Source organism: Roseburia sp. AM23-20 (genome assembly GCF_003470905.1).
Classification (GTDB): domain Bacteria; phylum Bacillota; class Clostridia; order Lachnospirales; family Lachnospiraceae; genus Roseburia; species Roseburia rectibacter.
This window is the reverse complement of record NZ_QRHS01000001.1, coordinates 319,155-335,745: the sequence shown is the minus strand read 5'-3', so window position 1 is coordinate 335,745 and position 16,591 is coordinate 319,155. Positions and strand designations below refer to the sequence as shown.

15 protein-coding genes are annotated in these 16,591 nt (G+C 41.3%); 14 read left to right on the top strand and 1 reads right to left on the bottom strand.

The window, feature by feature from the left end; genetic code table 11:
- Positions 1 to 32: 32 nt before the first annotated feature.
- On the bottom strand, positions 33 to 1,250 hold the full coding sequence (locus DW650_RS01530) for a D-alanyl-D-alanine carboxypeptidase family protein (RefSeq protein WP_118208898.1): 1,218 nt from the start codon (positions 1,248 to 1,250) through the stop codon (positions 33 to 35).
- A gap of 132 nt (positions 1,251 to 1,382) precedes the next feature.
- Between DW650_RS01530 and DW650_RS01525 the strand changes: the two genes are divergently transcribed.
- The 14 genes from DW650_RS01525 (at position 1,383) to rpsA (ending at position 16,461) form a co-directional block, all read left to right on the top strand.
- The gene (locus DW650_RS01525; protein ID WP_118208897.1) at positions 1,383 to 2,132 is read left to right on the top strand and encodes a segregation and condensation protein A; all 750 of its coding nucleotides are present in this window, start codon (positions 1,383 to 1,385) and stop codon (positions 2,130 to 2,132) included.
- Positions 2,133 to 2,156: 24 nt separating this feature from the next.
- The gene (scpB, locus tag DW650_RS01520) at positions 2,157 to 2,726 is read left to right on the top strand and encodes an SMC-Scp complex subunit ScpB (protein WP_117920961.1); all 570 of its coding nucleotides are present in this window, start codon (positions 2,157 to 2,159) and stop codon (positions 2,724 to 2,726) included.
- Positions 2,727 to 2,820: 94 nt separating this feature from the next.
- Positions 2,821 to 4,065 carry a D-alanyl-D-alanine carboxypeptidase family protein gene (locus DW650_RS01515; protein ID WP_118208896.1) on the top strand — a complete coding sequence of 415 codons (1,245 nt, stop codon included), beginning with the start codon at positions 2,821 to 2,823 and terminating at the stop codon, positions 4,063 to 4,065.
- Between the two features lie 177 nt (positions 4,066 to 4,242).
- Positions 4,243 to 5,676 carry an acyl-CoA carboxylase subunit beta gene (locus tag DW650_RS01510; RefSeq protein WP_118208895.1) on the top strand — a complete coding sequence of 478 codons (1,434 nt, stop codon included), beginning with the start codon at positions 4,243 to 4,245 and terminating at the stop codon, positions 5,674 to 5,676.
- Positions 5,677 to 5,688: 12 nt separating this feature from the next.
- Complete coding sequence (locus DW650_RS01505; protein ID WP_118208894.1) at positions 5,689 to 6,429, top strand: OadG family transporter subunit; 741 nt, start codon at positions 5,689 to 5,691, stop codon at positions 6,427 to 6,429.
- Positions 6,430 to 6,495: 66 nt separating this feature from the next.
- The gene (locus DW650_RS01500; protein WP_118208893.1) at positions 6,496 to 6,855 is read left to right on the top strand and encodes a biotin/lipoyl-containing protein; all 360 of its coding nucleotides are present in this window, start codon (positions 6,496 to 6,498) and stop codon (positions 6,853 to 6,855) included.
- 16 nt (positions 6,856 to 6,871) lie between these two features.
- Complete coding sequence (locus DW650_RS01495; protein ID WP_055193117.1) at positions 6,872 to 8,020, top strand: sodium ion-translocating decarboxylase subunit beta; 1,149 nt, start codon at positions 6,872 to 6,874, stop codon at positions 8,018 to 8,020.
- Positions 8,021 to 8,065: 45 nt separating this feature from the next.
- A complete protein-coding gene (locus DW650_RS01490; RefSeq protein ID WP_117920916.1) occupies positions 8,066 to 9,484 on the top strand; it encodes an oxaloacetate decarboxylase subunit alpha in 1,419 nt (472 codons plus the stop codon).
- Positions 9,485 to 9,634: 150 nt separating this feature from the next.
- Positions 9,635 to 11,440 (top strand): ABC transporter ATP-binding protein, encoded by a 1,806-nt coding sequence (locus tag DW650_RS01485; protein WP_117920915.1) that lies wholly within the window; start codon positions 9,635 to 9,637, stop codon positions 11,438 to 11,440.
- A 96-nt stretch (positions 11,441 to 11,536) separates the two neighbouring features.
- Positions 11,537 to 12,469 carry a MurR/RpiR family transcriptional regulator gene (locus DW650_RS01480; protein WP_118208892.1) on the top strand — a complete coding sequence of 311 codons (933 nt, stop codon included), beginning with the start codon at positions 11,537 to 11,539 and terminating at the stop codon, positions 12,467 to 12,469.
- Entirely contained in the window at positions 12,462 to 13,724 is a 1,263-nt protein-coding gene (locus tag DW650_RS01475) for an NAD(P)/FAD-dependent oxidoreductase (RefSeq protein WP_118208891.1), read from the top strand. Before DW650_RS01480 ends, DW650_RS01475 begins: the two co-directional genes overlap by 8 nt.
- 70 nt (positions 13,725 to 13,794) lie before the next feature.
- The gene (gene cmk, locus DW650_RS01470) at positions 13,795 to 14,469 is read left to right on the top strand and encodes a (d)CMP kinase (protein WP_117920912.1); all 675 of its coding nucleotides are present in this window, start codon (positions 13,795 to 13,797) and stop codon (positions 14,467 to 14,469) included.
- A gap of 17 nt (positions 14,470 to 14,486) precedes the next feature.
- Positions 14,487 to 15,356, top strand: a complete 870-nt coding sequence (gene ispH, locus DW650_RS01465; protein WP_118208890.1) for a 4-hydroxy-3-methylbut-2-enyl diphosphate reductase — start codon at positions 14,487 to 14,489, stop codon at positions 15,354 to 15,356.
- Positions 15,337 to 16,461: a 30S ribosomal protein S1 gene (gene rpsA, locus DW650_RS01460; RefSeq protein ID WP_117920910.1), complete on the top strand. Its 1,125-nt coding sequence runs from the start codon at positions 15,337 to 15,339 to the stop codon at positions 16,459 to 16,461. Before ispH ends, rpsA begins: the two co-directional genes overlap by 20 nt.
- The last annotated feature ends 130 nt before the right edge of the window (positions 16,462 to 16,591 follow it).

Sequence of the window (16,591 nt, the reverse complement as noted above, 5' to 3'; positions counted from 1 at the left end):
AAAAATGTGTGATGTAGATCGTTTGAAATATCTCATGGAACAAAGTACAGGAGGGTGCGGCAAAAATAATCTTTATATTCTGCAGCATTAACTGTATCTGTATATACGATACTGACACTGCCGATGGGTGTTCCGTTCAGGAAATACACCGCTTTTCCGGCAGTGCCGCCTTTTTTTACAGGCGCTGTCACACTTTCCGGCAGTTCTATGCTTTTGGTAATGCCGGAAAGATCACTTCCATCTGTTGTCATATACTGAAAAGGTCTTTGGTAGATGATGCCGACAGAATCAGCAAGGCCTTTTTCTACCGGAAGGGCGTCTAGTTTATCTTCATGATTGTCACAGTAGATCCTGCATTTCCCAAATCCGTAATTTAACAGTGATGTAGCATCAGCAGAGCGGGACTTGATATCGGGTGCACCCATGATGACAGCAATCAGTTCCATGCCGTCTTTTTTTGCAGTTGCAGAAATACAGTACATGGCAGTATTGGTAAATCCGGTTTTCAGACCGGTGGCGTACTGGTAATGCTTGATCAGTTTATTGGTGTTGGTCAGCCCAAACTCAGAGGAACCTTTTGCAGTAGTGTGGGTGATATTTTCCATCCAGATCGTACAGTAATCGTGGATTTTTGGATATTTTGTGATCAGTTCGCGTGACATTAAGGCAATATCGTTTGCACTGGTCATATGCCCATCGGCGTCTAAACCACAACAGTTGATAAATGTGGTATCATTCATGCCGAGCCCTTTGGCACGTTCATTCATCATGCGGACAAATTCTGACTCTGAGCCGGCAATATGTTCTGCCATGGCAACACAGGCATCGTTCGCACTTGCGACACTGATGCATTTGATCATCGTATCGACGGTCTGTGTTTCGCCTGGTTCTAAAAATACCTGTGAACCTCCCATGCTGGCTGCGTGCTCGGAGACAGTCACAGTATCATCGAAAGAAATCTGTTTTGAGGAAAGAGCATCAAAAATCAAAAGCAGAGTCATGATCTTGGTCACGCTTGCCGGATGTCTCGATTCGTGGGAGTTTTTTTCATAGATAATGGCTCCGGTAGATGCCTCCATTAAAATTGCACTTGGTGCGGAAATATTTAAATCAGCAGCCGGTACAGTTTCTGTATTAGAGCTAAATGAGATAGAGTCTGCAGTGCCCGGAGTGAAACAGGAAGATACAGGAAATAATGTGCTTTGCATAAAAAGATTAAGACTAAGCAGAAAGGAAACCACAAATTTCAAAAATATGCCCTCCGTAGGGTTCTGTTATAATTTATTTTAGGAGTACGGGATGTACATTATGCATAAAAATCTTGAATTTTGCAGGAATCCACGGTAAAATCATTATTTGTGGAATGAGAGGGTGTTACATAGATGGAATTAACAGTAAAGCTTCAGGTGTTTGAGGGTCCACTGGATCTGCTTTTACATTTATTGGAAAAAAATAAAGTAAATATATATGATATTCCGATCGTGGAGATTACCAGCCAATACATGGAATATATTGCTGAGATGCGCAGACAGGACTTAAATGTGATGAGCGAATTCCTTGTGATGGCGGCGACATTACTTGATATTAAATCCAAAATGCTGCTTCCTGCAAAAGAAAGTGAAGATGAGCAGGAGGAAGACCCAAGAGCCGAACTTGTGCAGCAGTTATTGGAATATAAAATGTATAAATGTATGGCATATGAACTTAAGGATCGTCAGATCGATGCGGAAAAAGTCCTGTATAAAGTACCGACGATTCCGCCGGAAGTGCTTGCATATGAAGAACCGGTAGATGTGAATGAACTGATGTCCGGTATCACACTCGCAAGATTGAACGATATATTTCAGTCTATCATAAAAAAACAGGCGGACAAGATCGATCCGGTCCGCTCTAAATTTGGAAAAATTGAGAAAGAGGAAGTGTCACTTTCCGATAAGATGTCGTATGTGGAAGAGTACAGCATGCATCACGGACATTTCTCATTCCGGAGCCTTTTAGAAGCGCAGTCCGGGAAAATGGAAGTGGTTGTGACATTTCTTGCAATATTAGAACTGATGAAAATTGGAAAGATAGTTGTTTCGCAGGAATACACATTCGATGATATAAAAATTGAATCAAAAATTGCTGCGTAGCTGCAGAGCAAAATGGGGACTGGCATGGAAGAAAAGAAATATGAAGCAATCGTTGAGGCAATCCTGTTTACGATGGGAGAGTCAGTGGAATTGGAACGCATAGCAAAAACACTCGAACTTGATACAGAACAGACAAAAAAGATCGTGGAAAATCTGATGAAACGCTACGAAAATGACAGTATCGGGATCAAGATCATGGAACTTGACGGTTCTTACCAGATGTGTACAAAAGGAGAAATGTATGAATATCTGGTAAAAATTGCCAAACAGCCGAAAAAACATGTGTTGACCGATGTTTTACTTGAGACGCTGTCGATCATCGCCTACAAACAGCCGATCACAAAAGCAGAAATTGAAAAGATAAGAGGGGTTTCCTGCGACCATGCAGTAAATAAACTGGTAGAGTATAATCTGGTATGTGAATTGGGAAGACTTGACGCACCGGGCCGTCCGTTGCTTTTTGGAACGACAGAAGAGTTCTTAAGGAGCTTTGGCGTACATTCGATAGATGAACTCCCTGTGCCAAGTCCGGTCCAGGTTGAGGAATTTAAACAGGAAGCAGAAGCGGAAATGCATATGAAACTGGATATCTGATCCGGTTTTATATGTATTTTTTTTGATGTAAATGCACATGTTTTTGATGTTGTGTACATAAGGATTGATGAAATACTTTTTTGGAGTTTTGCATATGTGGAAAAAGCTGCTGGCGTGGATACTTATTACTGTAATTTTAATTGGAAACGGTATACAGGTGGTGGAAGCTTTTGAACAAAGTGGGAATGTGCAGATGGAGAAAATAATGGGAGAGCCGGATCAGAATTCTTTGTATGCAAGGTCGGCGGTGCTCATGGATGCGGATTCCGGACGTATCCTGTATGAAAAAAACGGACATCAGGCGATGGCAAATGCGAGTACAACAAAAATTCTTACCTGTATCATTGCACTTGAAAATTGTGAGTTAGACAGTGAAGTGACCGTGAGTGCACTTGCAGCTTCACAGCCGAAAGTACATCTTGGTATGAGGGAAGGACAGCGTTTTTATCTGAAGGATCTGCTGTACGGACTGATGTTAGAATCTTATAATGACTGTGCAGTGGCAATCGCTGAACATATCGCAGGCACAACGGCTGATTTTGCAGCAATGATGAACGATAAAGCAAAAGAGATCGGCTGTGAGGACAGCTATTTTATTACACCAAACGGACTGGATGCAAAAGATGAAGACGGTTTTCACCATACGACAGCGGCGGATCTTTCGCTGATTATGCGGTATTGTATCAAAGGTTCTAAGATGGCGGGACAGTTTCTTACGATCACACAGGAAGGGCAATATCAGTTTCATGATATGGATGGGAAAAACAGTTATACCTGTTACAATCATAATGCGTTTTTGCAGATGATGGATGGGGCATTGTCCGGTAAAACTGGGTTTACCGGTAATGCGGGATACTGTTATATAGGCGCATTACAGCGTGATGACAGGACTTTTATTGTAGCACTGCTTGCCTGCGGGTGGCCGAACAATAAAACATATAAGTGGGCAGATGCGAAGAAACTTATGCAGTATGGAATTACAATGTTTAAAAAAATAAAACTGGATGAGATTGAGCTGAACACAAAGGAATCTGCTGCTGTAGAGGTGAAAGGCGGGCAGAGTAAAAAGATCGGTGGAGAGGTAAGAACAGAATTGGAAATATCGCCGATAGAAGGACTGACAGCACTGTTGATTGGAAATGAGCAGGAAATACAGGTAAAGTATGAAGTGACGCCAAAACTTTATGCACCGGTAATGAATGGGGATTTTGCAGGAGAAATTACATATCTGCTTGGGGATGAGATTCTGGCAAAACGTACAGTTACGGTAAAGGAGACGGTAAAAAAAATAGATTTTTGCTGGTGCATAAAAAAAGCAGCCGAATTATTTCCACTGTAAATGCCCAAAACACTATGTATGTGAAAAAAAACTGTCAAAAAATTAACAATTCACTTGAAAATTTGTCACCGACCATCTATAATTTATCCTAGCGGAATTTGTTATATTTTTACATTATTCACTATGTACCATGTCGAAAGATGTGGTAACAAACTTTATAGATGGAGGGCAAAAAGGATGAATAGTAGTAATGATAGCTTGGCAATGCAGCGTATTACCAAGTTAGTCGATGAGAACAGTTTCATGGAAATCGGTTCTCTCGTAACCGCAAGAAATACAGACTTTAATCTTGCAGACACAGATACACCGTCCGATGGTGTAATTACCGGACATGGTCTGGTGGATGGCAATCTGGTATTTGTATACAGCCAGAATGCAGCCGTATTAAACGGTACTATCGGAGAGATGCATGCAAAGAAGATCGCAGCCGTATATGATATGGCAATGAAAATGGGAGCACCGGTGATCGGATTTATCGATTGCGCCGGAATGCGTTTACAGGAATCTGTTGATGCATTAAACGGATTTGGTGAGATCTACGCAAAGGAGGTCGCAGCATCCGGCGTTGTTCCACAGATTTCCGCTATTTTCGGAAGCTGTGGCGGTGGACTTGCAGTAGTACCTGCATTATCTGATTTTGCATTTATGGAGAGCAAAGGAAAAATGTTCATCAACTCCCCGAATGCGATCGATGGCAACCGTATTGAAAAATGCGATACATCCTCAGCAGAGTTCCAGAGTGAGAAGAATGGCTGCATCGATGCAGTTGGAACAGAGGATGAGATCATTGCACAGATTCGTGAGTTAGTAAGCATTCTTCCTTTAAATAACGAAGGAGATGTATATACATCTGAATGTGAGGATGATTTAAACCGTGCATGTGAGAACATGGCAGCTATGAAAGGTGATCCGAGATATTTACTCAGCGAGATCTCTGACGGACATGTTTTCTTTGAGACAAAGAAAAACTACGCAAAAGACATGGTAACCGGATTTATCCAGTTAAACGGAATGACAGTCGGCGCAGTTGCAAACTGTTCAGAAGTTTATGATGAAGAAGGCAAAAAAGCAGAAGAGTTCTCCGGAGCTTTAACAGCAAGAGGATGCAACAAGGCAGCAGAGTTCGTTAATTTCTGTGATGCATTTGAGATCCCTGTATTGTCTTTAACAAATGTAAAAGGATATGCAGCTACTGTATGTGCAGAAAAAGGACTTGCAAAAGCACTTGCACGTATGACTATGGCGTTTGCTGATGCAACCTGCCCGAAAGTTAACGTAATTACCGGAAATGCAATCGGAAGTGCTTATGTGACAATGAACTCCAAAGCAATCGGAGCAGATTTTACATATGCATGGACAGATGCAAAGATCGGTATGATGGATGGAGATCTTGCAGCTAAGATCATGTACGCAGATGCATCTGCAGACGAACTTGCAGCAAAAGCAAAAGAATATGATGCATTACAGTCTAGTGTCATGACTGCAGCAAGACGCGGTTATGTAGATCTTATTTTAGATCCGGCAGACACCAGAAAGTACCTTGTAGATGCATTTGAATTATTATATACAAAATGTGCAGGTGTACCGGACAAGAAACATGGAACAAAATAGAAAGGTGAAGTTATGAAGAAAAAATTATCTCTTATGCTTTGTCTTTGCTTTATGGTTCTGGCAATGACAGCATGTGGAACGGATCCTAAGAGCGTTGATTATTTTGGTATGAGCTATTCTGATATTCAGGATAACATGGAGCAGACAGTATCTGCGCTTGTTTCATTTTCAGATGAAGATATACAAAGCGGTGCAGAATATTATGATTCCAACGGAATGGCTGCGTTTGCCCATTTACTGACATCCTGGGGTGAAACAGTTCCGGATTTAGGTTCATATCAGGGACTTGGAGAGCTTACTGTGACGAAAGCACAGAAAACCGTGACTGCAGATCAGGTTTTACATTTCTCAGACAGAGATGTAGTTGTTTCATATGTATATGAATATAATTACGAAACAGAATCACCGGAACTTACAGATGCCAGTGCAGATTTTGTGTATTCACTTGGTGAGAAAATGGAAAAAGCCGGCATGAATACATTGATGGGAATGGGAACCGTATTCGTAGTTCTTATCCTGATCAGTCTGATCATCAGCTGCTTTAAAGTAATTCCGTATTTACAGAACAAAAAAGCAAATGCTGGTGCAAAGAAAGAAGTGGCAGATCCTGTAGTAGACCAGATCGAACAGCGTGAGGAAGCAGCTTCTCTTACCGACGATTTAGAACTGGTTGCAGTTATTTCTGCAGCGATCGCAGCGGCAGAAGGAACGTCAGCAGATGGATTCGTAGTACGTTCTATTCATAGAAGATAGACGAAAAAAGACAAGTTATAAAATAGTATGTCGTTAAAAAAGTAATGATCACAGGAGGATGATTCAATGAAAAGCTATACAATTACCGTAAATGGAAATGTTTATGATGTTACTGTAGAAGAAAATGGTGCAGTAAGCGCACCGGCAGCAGCACCGAGACGTGCAGCAGCTCCGGCACCGGCAGCAGCTCCGAAGGCAGGTGGCGCAGGCAATGTTAAGATCGAAGCAGGTGCAGCAGGAAAAGTATTTAAGATCGAGTCTTCTGTAGGCGCATCTGTAAAGAAAGGTGACACAATCTTAGTTCTTGAAATCATGAAAATGGAGACACCGGTTGTTGCTACCGAAGATGGTACTGTAGCAAGCATCAATGTAAGTGTTGGTGATATGGTAGAAGCAGGTGCATTACTGGCAACTTTAAACAACTAATTTTAGGAGGATAACAATGAGTTATTTTACTGAGACAATGGGCAACCTCCTTCATCAGACTGCCTTTTTCAACCTGACATGGGGAAATTTCGTAATGATCTTAGTTGCATGTATTTTCCTGTATCTGGCTATTGCAAAAGGGTTTGAACCGTTGTTACTCGTTCCAATCGCATTTGGTATGCTTCTGGTAAATATTTATCCGGATATCTTTGCAACTCCGGAACAGATGAGTAACGGTGTCGGTGGTTTATTCCATTATTTTTATACCTTAGATGAATGGTCAATCCTGCCATCCCTTATTTTCCTTGGCGTTGGTGCGATGACCGATTTTGGACCTCTGATCGCAAACCCGATCAGCTTCCTTTTAGGAGCAGCAGCACAGTTTGGTATTTTCGGCGCATATTTCCTTGCAATCCTGATGGGATTCAATGATAAAGCAGCAGCAGCCGTTTCTATCATCGGTGGTGCAGATGGTCCTACTTCCATTTTCCTTGCAGGAAAACTTGGACAGTCCGGTCTTATGGGTCCGATCGCTGTAGCAGCATACTCTTACATGGCATTGGTGCCGATCATTCAGCCACCAATCATGAAGTTATTTACAACGAAAAAGGAACGTGCCATTAAGATGCAGAATTTACGTCCGGTATCCAAACTTGAGAAAATCTTATTCCCAATCGTGGTAACCGTTGTCGTATGTCTGATCCTTCCGACCACAGCTCCGCTCGTTGGTATGTTAATGCTTGGTAACCTGTTCCGTGAGTGTGGTGTTGTCCGTCAGTTATCGGAGACAGCATCTAATGCATTGATGTATATCGTAGTTATCTTACTTGGTACATCTGTTGGTGCATCAACAAGTGCTGAGGCATTCTTAAATGCAACAACCTTAAAGATCGTTGCACTTGGACTGATCGCATTTATGTTTGGTACAGCAGCCGGAGTATTGTTCGGTAAATTACTCTGCTTCATTACCAAAGGCAAGATCAACCCGCTCATCGGTTCTGCTGGTGTATCTGCAGTTCCTATGGCTGCACGTGTATCACAGAAAGTTGGTGCAGAGGAAGATCCTACGAACTTTTTACTTATGCATGCAATGGGACCAAACGTTGCCGGTGTTATCGGTACAGCAGTAGCAGCTGGTGTATTTATGGCAATCTTTGGAATTTAATCAGACAGCGGAACAAAAACAGATTCGCTGTATAAGGAGGAAAAAATGGCTGAAGTTGTTAAAAAACCTTTAAAAATAACAGAGACAGTACTGCGTGATGCTCATCAGTCTCTGATCGCAACAAGAATGACAACAGAGCAGATGCTTCCAATCGTAGATAAAATGGACAAGGTTGGATTCTACGCTGTTGAGTGCTGGGGAGGCGCTACTTTCGATGCATCCCTTCGTTTCTTAAAAGAAGATCCATGGGATCGTCTGCGTAAATTAAGAGACGGATTCAAAAATACAAAATTACAGATGTTATTCCGTGGACAGAATATCTTAGGATACCGTCCGTATGCAGATGACGTGGTAGAGTATTTCGTTCAGAAATCTATCGCAAACGGTATTGATATCATCCGTATTTTTGACTGTCTGAATGATCTTCGTAACCTTCAGACAGCAGTAAGCGCATGTAACAAAGAAAAAGGACATGCACAGGTTGCTTTATCTTACACACTTGGTGATGCGTATACCTTAGATTACTGGACTGATATGGCAAAAAGAGTAGAGGATATGGGAGCTGATTCTGTATGTATCAAAGATATGGCAGGACTTTTAGTTCCTCAGAAAGCAGACGAACTGGTTCGTGCGATCAAAGATGTGATCGATATCCCGTTAGAGTTACATACACACTATACATCAGGTGTTGCTTCCATGACATACATGAAAGCAGTTGAGGCAGGATGCGATATCATTGATACAGCAATGTCTCCATTTGCACTTGGAACATCCCAGCCGGCTACTGAAGTTATGGTAGAGGCATTTAAGGGTACAGAGTTTGATACCGGTTTAGACCAGAACAAACTGGCTGAGATCGCAGATTACTTCCGTCCGATGAGAGAGGAAGCATTAGAGAGCGGTCTGATGAACCCGAAAGTATTAGGTGTAAACATCAAGACTTTATTATATCAGGTACCGGGTGGTATGTTATCCAACCTGATCTCCCAGTTAAAAGAGCAGGGCAAAGAAGACAAATACGAGGAAGTACTTGCAGAAGTACCACGTGTTCGTAAAGATCTCGGTGAGCCACCGCTTGTTACACCTTCTTCACAGATCGTTGGTACACAGGCTGTATTTAACGTATTAATGGGTGAGCGTTACAAAGTAGCTACCAAAGAGACAAAAGATGTTCTTCTCGGAAAATATGGTCAGACTGTAAAACCGTTCAATCCGGAAGTTGTCGATAAAGTATTAGGTGATGAGAAGAAGAATGCGATCACATGTCGTCCGGCAGATCTGTTAGAGCCAGAACTTGACAAGATTGAAGCTGAGATGAAACAGTGGAAACAGCAGGATGAGGATGTATTATCCTACGCATTATTCCCACAGGTTGCAACTGAGTTCTTCAAATACCGTGAGGCACAGCAGAAAAAAGTAGATGCAACAATCGCAGATACAAAGAATGGTGCATATCCGGTATAAGCAGAAATAATATTGACAAAAGATGTCATAACAGTATCTTAAGATACTGTTATGGCATTTTTTTGTTTTGCAGAATGAACAATGTGAAATATTGCTTTTTGTATAAAAAAGAATTAGAATCATCCTATAAATTTTAAAGGATATGAAAAAATGAATGATTTTGAACGAAAGACTTTGCCAAAAAGTGGCATAGATACGGAAAACTGGTTTATAGAGAGTTATCAGAGACATAAAGGACATCCGATACAGATCCTGATAGCACTTTATAAAGGAAATTATCATAAATTTGTTATGGCTGTGATCTGTTTTTTTATAAAACATGCCTGCGTGTGGGTTCTTCCGATCATAACTGCAAATATTATCAATGATGTCACGACTGCAAATCCGGATACAGTCAGAAATATCTGGTTTAGTGTAATTCTTGAAACTGGTCTGATCGCACTGAATATTCCGATGAATTATCTTTATACATCTTATAAAAGTCTTGCAACGCGTTATGTGGAAACAGGACTCCGGAAAGCATTGATCCGGAAATTGCAACAGTTGTCAATTGCTTATCATGTGGAGACGCAGTCCGGCAGACTGCAGTCGAAGATCATGCGTGATGTGGAGGCTGTTGAAACACTTTCTACACAGATGTTCTTAAGTATTTTAAATATTGCGTTAAATATCGGGGTCGCACTGGTCGTTACAGCGTCGAAAAGCAGGATTGTGTTTGTCTTTTTCCTGCTGACTACTCCGGTTGCTGCAATTACCATGGTTTCGTTTCGTTCTGTCATGAAAAAACGTAATACGGAATTTCGAAAAGAAATGGAAGAAACGTCCGCTCGTGTGATGGAAATGGTGGAACTTGTTCCGGTGACAAGAGCGCATGCCTTAGAGGATGAAGAAGTACACAAAATGAGTGGACAGCTTTTTGCAGTTGCCGAAAAAGGATATAAACTGGATCTTGTACAGGCATTGTTTGGCTCGGTTGGATGGGCTGTATTTCAGGTGTTTCAGGTCGTTTGTCTTGCATTTACCGGCTATCTTGCGCTGCGCGGACGTATCATGGCGGGAGATATTACTCTTTATCAGAGCTATTTTGCAACAGTTGTCAATCAGGTGTCTGCAATCGTGACGCTTCTCCCGACAATCGCAAAGGGAATTGAATCTGTTAATTCCATTGGTGAAGTGCTTCTTTCAGAGGATGTGGAACAGAATGAAGGCAAAAAACAGTTGGAGGATGTAACTGGAACTTTTGATTTCTGCGATGTTTCTTTTCATTATAAGAACAGTGATAAACCGGTGCTGAACCATTTTAATCTTCATATAAAACAGGGAGAGACAATCGCATTAGTCGGGGAGTCCGGTGCGGGAAAATCAACCATTTTGAATCTTGTGATCGGATTTCATCTTGCGGATGGGGGAAAAGTTCTTTTAGATGGTAATGATATGAAAGAAATAGATCTGCGTACATACAGAAAGCATCTGGCTGTTGTACCGCAGACATCCATTTTGTTTTCCGGAACTATCCGTGAAAATATTACATATGGGAACGAACATGTTACGGATGAAGAATTAGAACGTGTCATCCGGGCAGCAAATCTTACAGATCTGATGGAAAGTCTTCCACATGGTGTTGATACTGTAGTTGGAGAACATGGAGGAAAACTTTCAGGAGGACAAAGGCAGCGTATAGCAATTGCAAGAGCACTGATCCGTGACCCTGAAGTAATCGTTCTCGACGAAGCTACGTCTGCTTTGGACAGTATTTCTGAGAAACTGATACAGGAAGCACTTGGAAATCTTACAAAAGGACGGACAACATTTATAGTTGCACATCGTCTGTCGACGATTCGGGATGCGGATAAAATAGCGGTTCTTGCAGATGGACATTGTGTGGAATATGGTACATTTGAGGAGCTGATGGAACAAAAAGGTGAATTTTACAAAATGAAAATGATTCAAAGCTGACAAAAAGAAAAAGTTTTGGTATAATAGAAATGTTGGTGTGCAAAGACATATCACAAATTGCAGACAATGTCATAATCATGACAGGAACGAGGGGTTATGGGCAGTAAAAATGATTTGAGTAATCGGATCAACGAGTCATACAGTAAATTGAGCAAGGGACAGAAACTGCTTGCCACTTATATTACGGATAACTATGATAAAGCAGTATTTTTGACAGCAGCAAAATTAGGTGAGGTAGTCGGAGTCAGTGAATCCACGGTAGTACGCTTTGCCATGCACCTTGGTTATCGGGGATATCCTGAATTTCAGAGTGCCTTAGAGGAACTGGTGCGTAATAAATTAAATTCTATCCAGCGTATGGAAGTTACCTATGGCAGGATCAGCCAGTCAAAAATATTAGAATCTGTTTTAAAGTCAGATGCGGAAAAGATTAACAGTACACTGGAAAAAATAGACCAGACAGCATTTGAAATGGCGGTGGATACCATTTTACATGCAAAACACATTTATATAATAGGAATCAGAAGCTGTGCACCGCTTGCGTCATTTATGGCATTTTATTTTACTCTGATGTTTGAAAACGTACATCTGATACAGACAAGCAGTTCTAGTGAGATCTTTGAACAGATGGTACGTATCGGAAAAGAAGATGTGATCATTGGTATCAGTTTTCCAAGATATTCCATGCGTACACTAAAAGCAATGGAGTTTGCGAACAACCGCAGTGCGAAAGTTATTACATTAACAGACAGTGTACATTCGCCAATGAATTTATATTCTTCCTGCAACCTGATCGCGGACAGTGACATGGCTTCTATTGTCGATTCACTGGTTGCACCGCTCAGTGTGATCAATGCCCTGATCGTTGCTCTTTGTATGAAAAAGCAGAGGGATGTGGCAAAGACGTTAGAAATGTTAGAAGGAATCTGGGATGAATATCAGGTTTATGAAAATGATGAGATCAATGCGATTGATGATTCGATAAAAATGCGATATGCCAAAATAGGAGACAGCGATTTTCATGAATAAAATCATTGTAATAGGTGGAGGACCGGCTGGAATGTTTGCTGCGATCGCTGCAGCAGAAGCAGGAAGTCAGGTTACACTGCTTGAGAAAAATGAAAAATTAGGAAAGAAACTATATATCACCGGGAAAGGACGCTGCAACATCACCAATGCAGGAGATATGGATAATCTCTTTGCTAATATCATGACCAATGCAAAGTTTTTGTACAGTGCGTTTTATTCTTATGATAATCAGAGAGTAATTGATTTTTTTGAAAGCAACGGACTTCGGACGAAGATAGAACGTGGAAACAGAGTGTTCCCTGTTTCAGATCATTCTTCAGATGTGATCGCCACATTACAAAAAGTGCTGAAAGAGAAAAAAGTAAAGATAATGCTGCATACACAGGTGCAGAGACTGTTAGAGGAACCGTCTGTGGATGATATGTTCCAGAATGTTGTCACCGGGGTAAAGTTAGAAGACGGCACTACAATGCAGGCAGATGCGGTGATCGTTGCAACAGGCGGATTTTCCTATCAGACAACCGGATCTACAGGGGATGGTTACCGCTTTGCAAAGGAGATGGGGCATACGGTAACGGATATCCATCCGTCGCTTGTTCCCTTTCTTGCAAAAGAGGTATATGTGCAGCAGATGCAGGGACTGGCTTTAAAAAATGTAGAAGTGCGTATTTTAAATGGAAAGAAATTGTTATATCAGGAGTTCGGCGAGATGTTGTTTACGCATTTTGGCGTCAGCGGGCCATTGCTTTTGTCGGCAAGTGCGGCGATAAAACCGTCTCTTACGGCAGGAGAACTTTCCATGTTTATAGATTTAAAGCCGGCACTTAGCGAAGAACAGTTAGACCATCGCCTGCTGAGGGAGTTTGATGAGGCAAAAAATAAACAGTTTAAAAACTCGATTGGAGGACTTTTCCCGGCAAAAATGATCCCGGTAATGCTTGAACTTAGCGGAATCGATCCGGAGAAGAAAGTCAATGAGATTACAAAAGAAGAGCGCAGATGTTTTATCGGACTGATCAAGGCATTTCCTGTTACACTTTGCGGACTGCGCGATTTTAATGAGGCAATTATCACAAAGGGTGGCGTAAAGGTCAAGGAAGTGAATCCGTCCACGATGGAATCAAAACTGGTACCGCATTTATATTTCTGTGGAGAAGTGTTAGACCTTGATGCGATGACAGGTGGTTATAATTTACAGATTGCCTGGTCGACTGGATATCTTGCGGGGGTATCTGCTGCGCAGACAGAAAAATAAGGCATTTAAAAATTATGCTTTTGCAAGATGCAAAAAGCATATCTGGTTAAGATAGAAGGAGAAATAAAAAATGAGTATGAATATTGCAATTGACGGACCGGCAGGGGCAGGAAAAAGCACGATCGCAAAGCGCCTGGCAAAAAAACTTGGTTTTATCTACGTGGATACGGGAGCAATGTACCGCGCAATGGCGTATTATTTTTTACAGCATGATATTGATGCAAAAGATGAGAGTGCAATTGCGGCTGCCTGTCCGGATGTAGATGTTACGATTACCTATGAAAACGGCGAACAGCAGGTACTTTTAAACGGAGAGAATGTAAATGGTGTGATCCGTAATGAGGAAGTTGGAAATATGGCATCATCCACAAGTGTTTATCCGGTAGTCCGCGAAAAGTTAGTTGAGCTGCAGCGTCAGCTTGCAAAGTCAGCAGATGTGATTATGGATGGAAGGGACATCGGAACATGTGTGCTTCCGGATGCCCAGGTGAAAATTTATCTGACAGCAAGTTCGGCAACACGTGCGAAACGTCGTTTCGATGAATTGACGGAAAAAGGTGTAAGCTGTGATCTTGCGGAAATTGAGAAAGATATCATCGACCGCGATTACCGCGATATGCACCGCGAAACATCACCGCTCTGTCAGGCAGAGGATGCTGTTTTAGTTGACAGCTCGGAAATGAATATTGATGAAGTGGTAGATGCCATTTATCAGGTTTATCTGAAGGCAGAAAAGGAAGTATAAAAAGGAAATCTGAAAATATGAAAGTAACATTGGCAAAAAGTGCGGGTTTTTGTTTTGGCGTGAAGCGTGCAGTCGATACCGTATATGAGCAGTTAGAAAAGAGTATCAACAAAAATCAGCCGATCTATACGTTTGGCCCGATCATTCACAACGAAGAAGTGGTGCATGACCTGGAAGAAAAAGGAGTGACTGTTTTAGAGAGCGTTGAAGAACTTGAAGAGAGGGCACCGCAGGGTGGAACAGTTATCATTCGTGCACATGGAGTGGAAAAGGGAATATCCGGGAAAATAAAAGAATTGGGTTATACACTTGTGGATGCAACCTGTCCGTTTGTGTTAAAGATACACCGCCTTGTGGAAAAATACAGTACCGATGGAGCACAGATTGTAATTATTGGAAATGAAAAACATCCTGAGGTGAAAGGAATCAAAAGCTGGTCGCTTGATCCGCATACGGCTGTGATCTCAACCCCGGAAGAAGCAGAAAAATATCAGGCAGAATCTGGGAAAAAGGTATGTATTGTAGCACAAACGACATTTAATTACAATAAATTTCAAGAATTAGTTGAAATTATAAATAAAAAAGGTTATGATATAATTGTTTTAAATACAATCTGCAATGCCACCGAGGAAAGACAGACTGAGGCAGCAAAGATTGCCCGTGATGTGGACGCCATGATTGTCATAGGGGGCAGAAATAGTTCCAATACGCAGAAGTTGTTTGAAATATGTAAAAACGAATGCAACAATACTTACTATATACAAACTGTAAAAGATTTGGATGTCACATGTTTTGAGTCCATCGATAACGTAGGTATTACCGCAGGGGCTTCTACCCCAAACAAAATTATTGAGGAGGTTCAAAAGAATGTCAGAAATGAGCTTTGAACAAATGCTGGAGGAATCATTTAAAACAATAAGAAATGGAGAGGTAGTTGAAGGTACCGTTATCGATGTAAAACCTGATGAGATCGTATTAAATATCGGCTACAAATCAGACGGAATCATTACTCGTAATGAATATACGAATGAAGCTAACGTTGATTTAACAACACTGGTATCTGTCGGCGACACCATGGAAGCAAAGGTTCTTAAGGTAAACGACGGTGAGGGACAGGTATTACTCACATACAAACGTCTTGCAGCAGAAAAAGGCAGCAAGAGATTAGAAGAGGCTTTTGAAAACAAAGAAGTATTAACAGCAAAAGTAGCACAGGTATTAGATGGTGGTCTTTGCGTTATCGTGGATGAGACAAGAGTATTTATCCCGGCAAGCCTTGTATCTGATACTTACGAGAAAGATTTATCCAAGTACAAAGATCAGGATATCGAATTTGTAATCAGTGAGTTTAATCCAAAACGCAGAAGAATCATCGGTGACAGAAAACAGCTTTTAGTTGCTAAGAAATTAGAGCAGCAGAAAGAACTTTTTGCAAAGATCAAAGTCGGTGATGTTATGGAAGGAACTGTTAAAAATGTAACAGACTTCGGTGCATTTATTGATCTTGGCGGAGCTGACGGTCTGCTTCACATCTCTGAGATGTCCTGGGGCAGAGTAGAAAGTCCTAAGAAAGTATTTAATGTTGGTGATCATGTACGTGTATTCATCAAAGACATTAATGAGACAAAGATTGCACTCAGCATGAAATTCCCGGCTGAGAATCCATGGAATGGTGCTGCAGAGAAATATGCGGTTGGAAACGTTGTAAAAGGAAAAGTGGCAAGAATGACAGACTTTGGTGCATTCGTAGAGCTTGCTCCGGGTGTTGACGCATTACTGCATGTTTCCCAGATTGCAAAAGAGCATATTGAGAAACCATCTGATGTATTAAAAGTAGGTCAGGAGATTGAAGCTAAGATCGTTGATTTCAACGAGGACGAGAAGAAGATCAGTCTTTCCATCAAAGCATTACTTGCTCCTGAGACAAATGAGTCAGAAGATGCTGATGTTGCAGATGTCGATATCGATGCAGTTGCAGCAGAAGAGAACTAAATTCCGTATACAGTAATATGGATAAAAATAGGCTTTCACAGAATGTGTAAAGCCTATTTTTGATATGGCATGAAAGTAAATCTGTTTTTACAGAACTTTTGTGCAAAAGGAAACAGGAGGAAAGTAGATT

Coding starts and splice junctions, on each gene's coding strand:
- rpsA (WP_117920910.1), top strand. CDS start 15,337: ATGTCAGAAATGAGCTTTGAACAAATGCTGGAGGAATCATTTAAAACA.
- DW650_RS01480 (WP_118208892.1), top strand. CDS start 11,537: ATGGGCAGTAAAAATGATTTGAGTAATCGGATCAACGAGTCATACAGT.
- scpB (WP_117920961.1), top strand. CDS start 2,157: ATGGAAGAAAAGAAATATGAAGCAATCGTTGAGGCAATCCTGTTTACG.
- DW650_RS01525 (WP_118208897.1), top strand. CDS start 1,383: ATGGAATTAACAGTAAAGCTTCAGGTGTTTGAGGGTCCACTGGATCTG.
- DW650_RS01500 (WP_118208893.1), top strand. CDS start 6,496: ATGAAAAGCTATACAATTACCGTAAATGGAAATGTTTATGATGTTACT.
- ispH (WP_118208890.1), top strand. CDS start 14,487: ATGAAAGTAACATTGGCAAAAAGTGCGGGTTTTTGTTTTGGCGTGAAG.
- DW650_RS01505 (WP_118208894.1), top strand. CDS start 5,689: ATGAAGAAAAAATTATCTCTTATGCTTTGTCTTTGCTTTATGGTTCTG.
- DW650_RS01510 (WP_118208895.1), top strand. CDS start 4,243: ATGAATAGTAGTAATGATAGCTTGGCAATGCAGCGTATTACCAAGTTA.
- DW650_RS01475 (WP_118208891.1), top strand. CDS start 12,462: ATGAATAAAATCATTGTAATAGGTGGAGGACCGGCTGGAATGTTTGCT.
- DW650_RS01515 (WP_118208896.1), top strand. CDS start 2,821: ATGTGGAAAAAGCTGCTGGCGTGGATACTTATTACTGTAATTTTAATT.
- DW650_RS01485 (WP_117920915.1), top strand. CDS start 9,635: ATGAATGATTTTGAACGAAAGACTTTGCCAAAAAGTGGCATAGATACG.
- cmk (WP_117920912.1), top strand. CDS start 13,795: ATGAGTATGAATATTGCAATTGACGGACCGGCAGGGGCAGGAAAAAGC.
- DW650_RS01490 (WP_117920916.1), top strand. CDS start 8,066: ATGGCTGAAGTTGTTAAAAAACCTTTAAAAATAACAGAGACAGTACTG.
- DW650_RS01495 (WP_055193117.1), top strand. CDS start 6,872: ATGAGTTATTTTACTGAGACAATGGGCAACCTCCTTCATCAGACTGCC.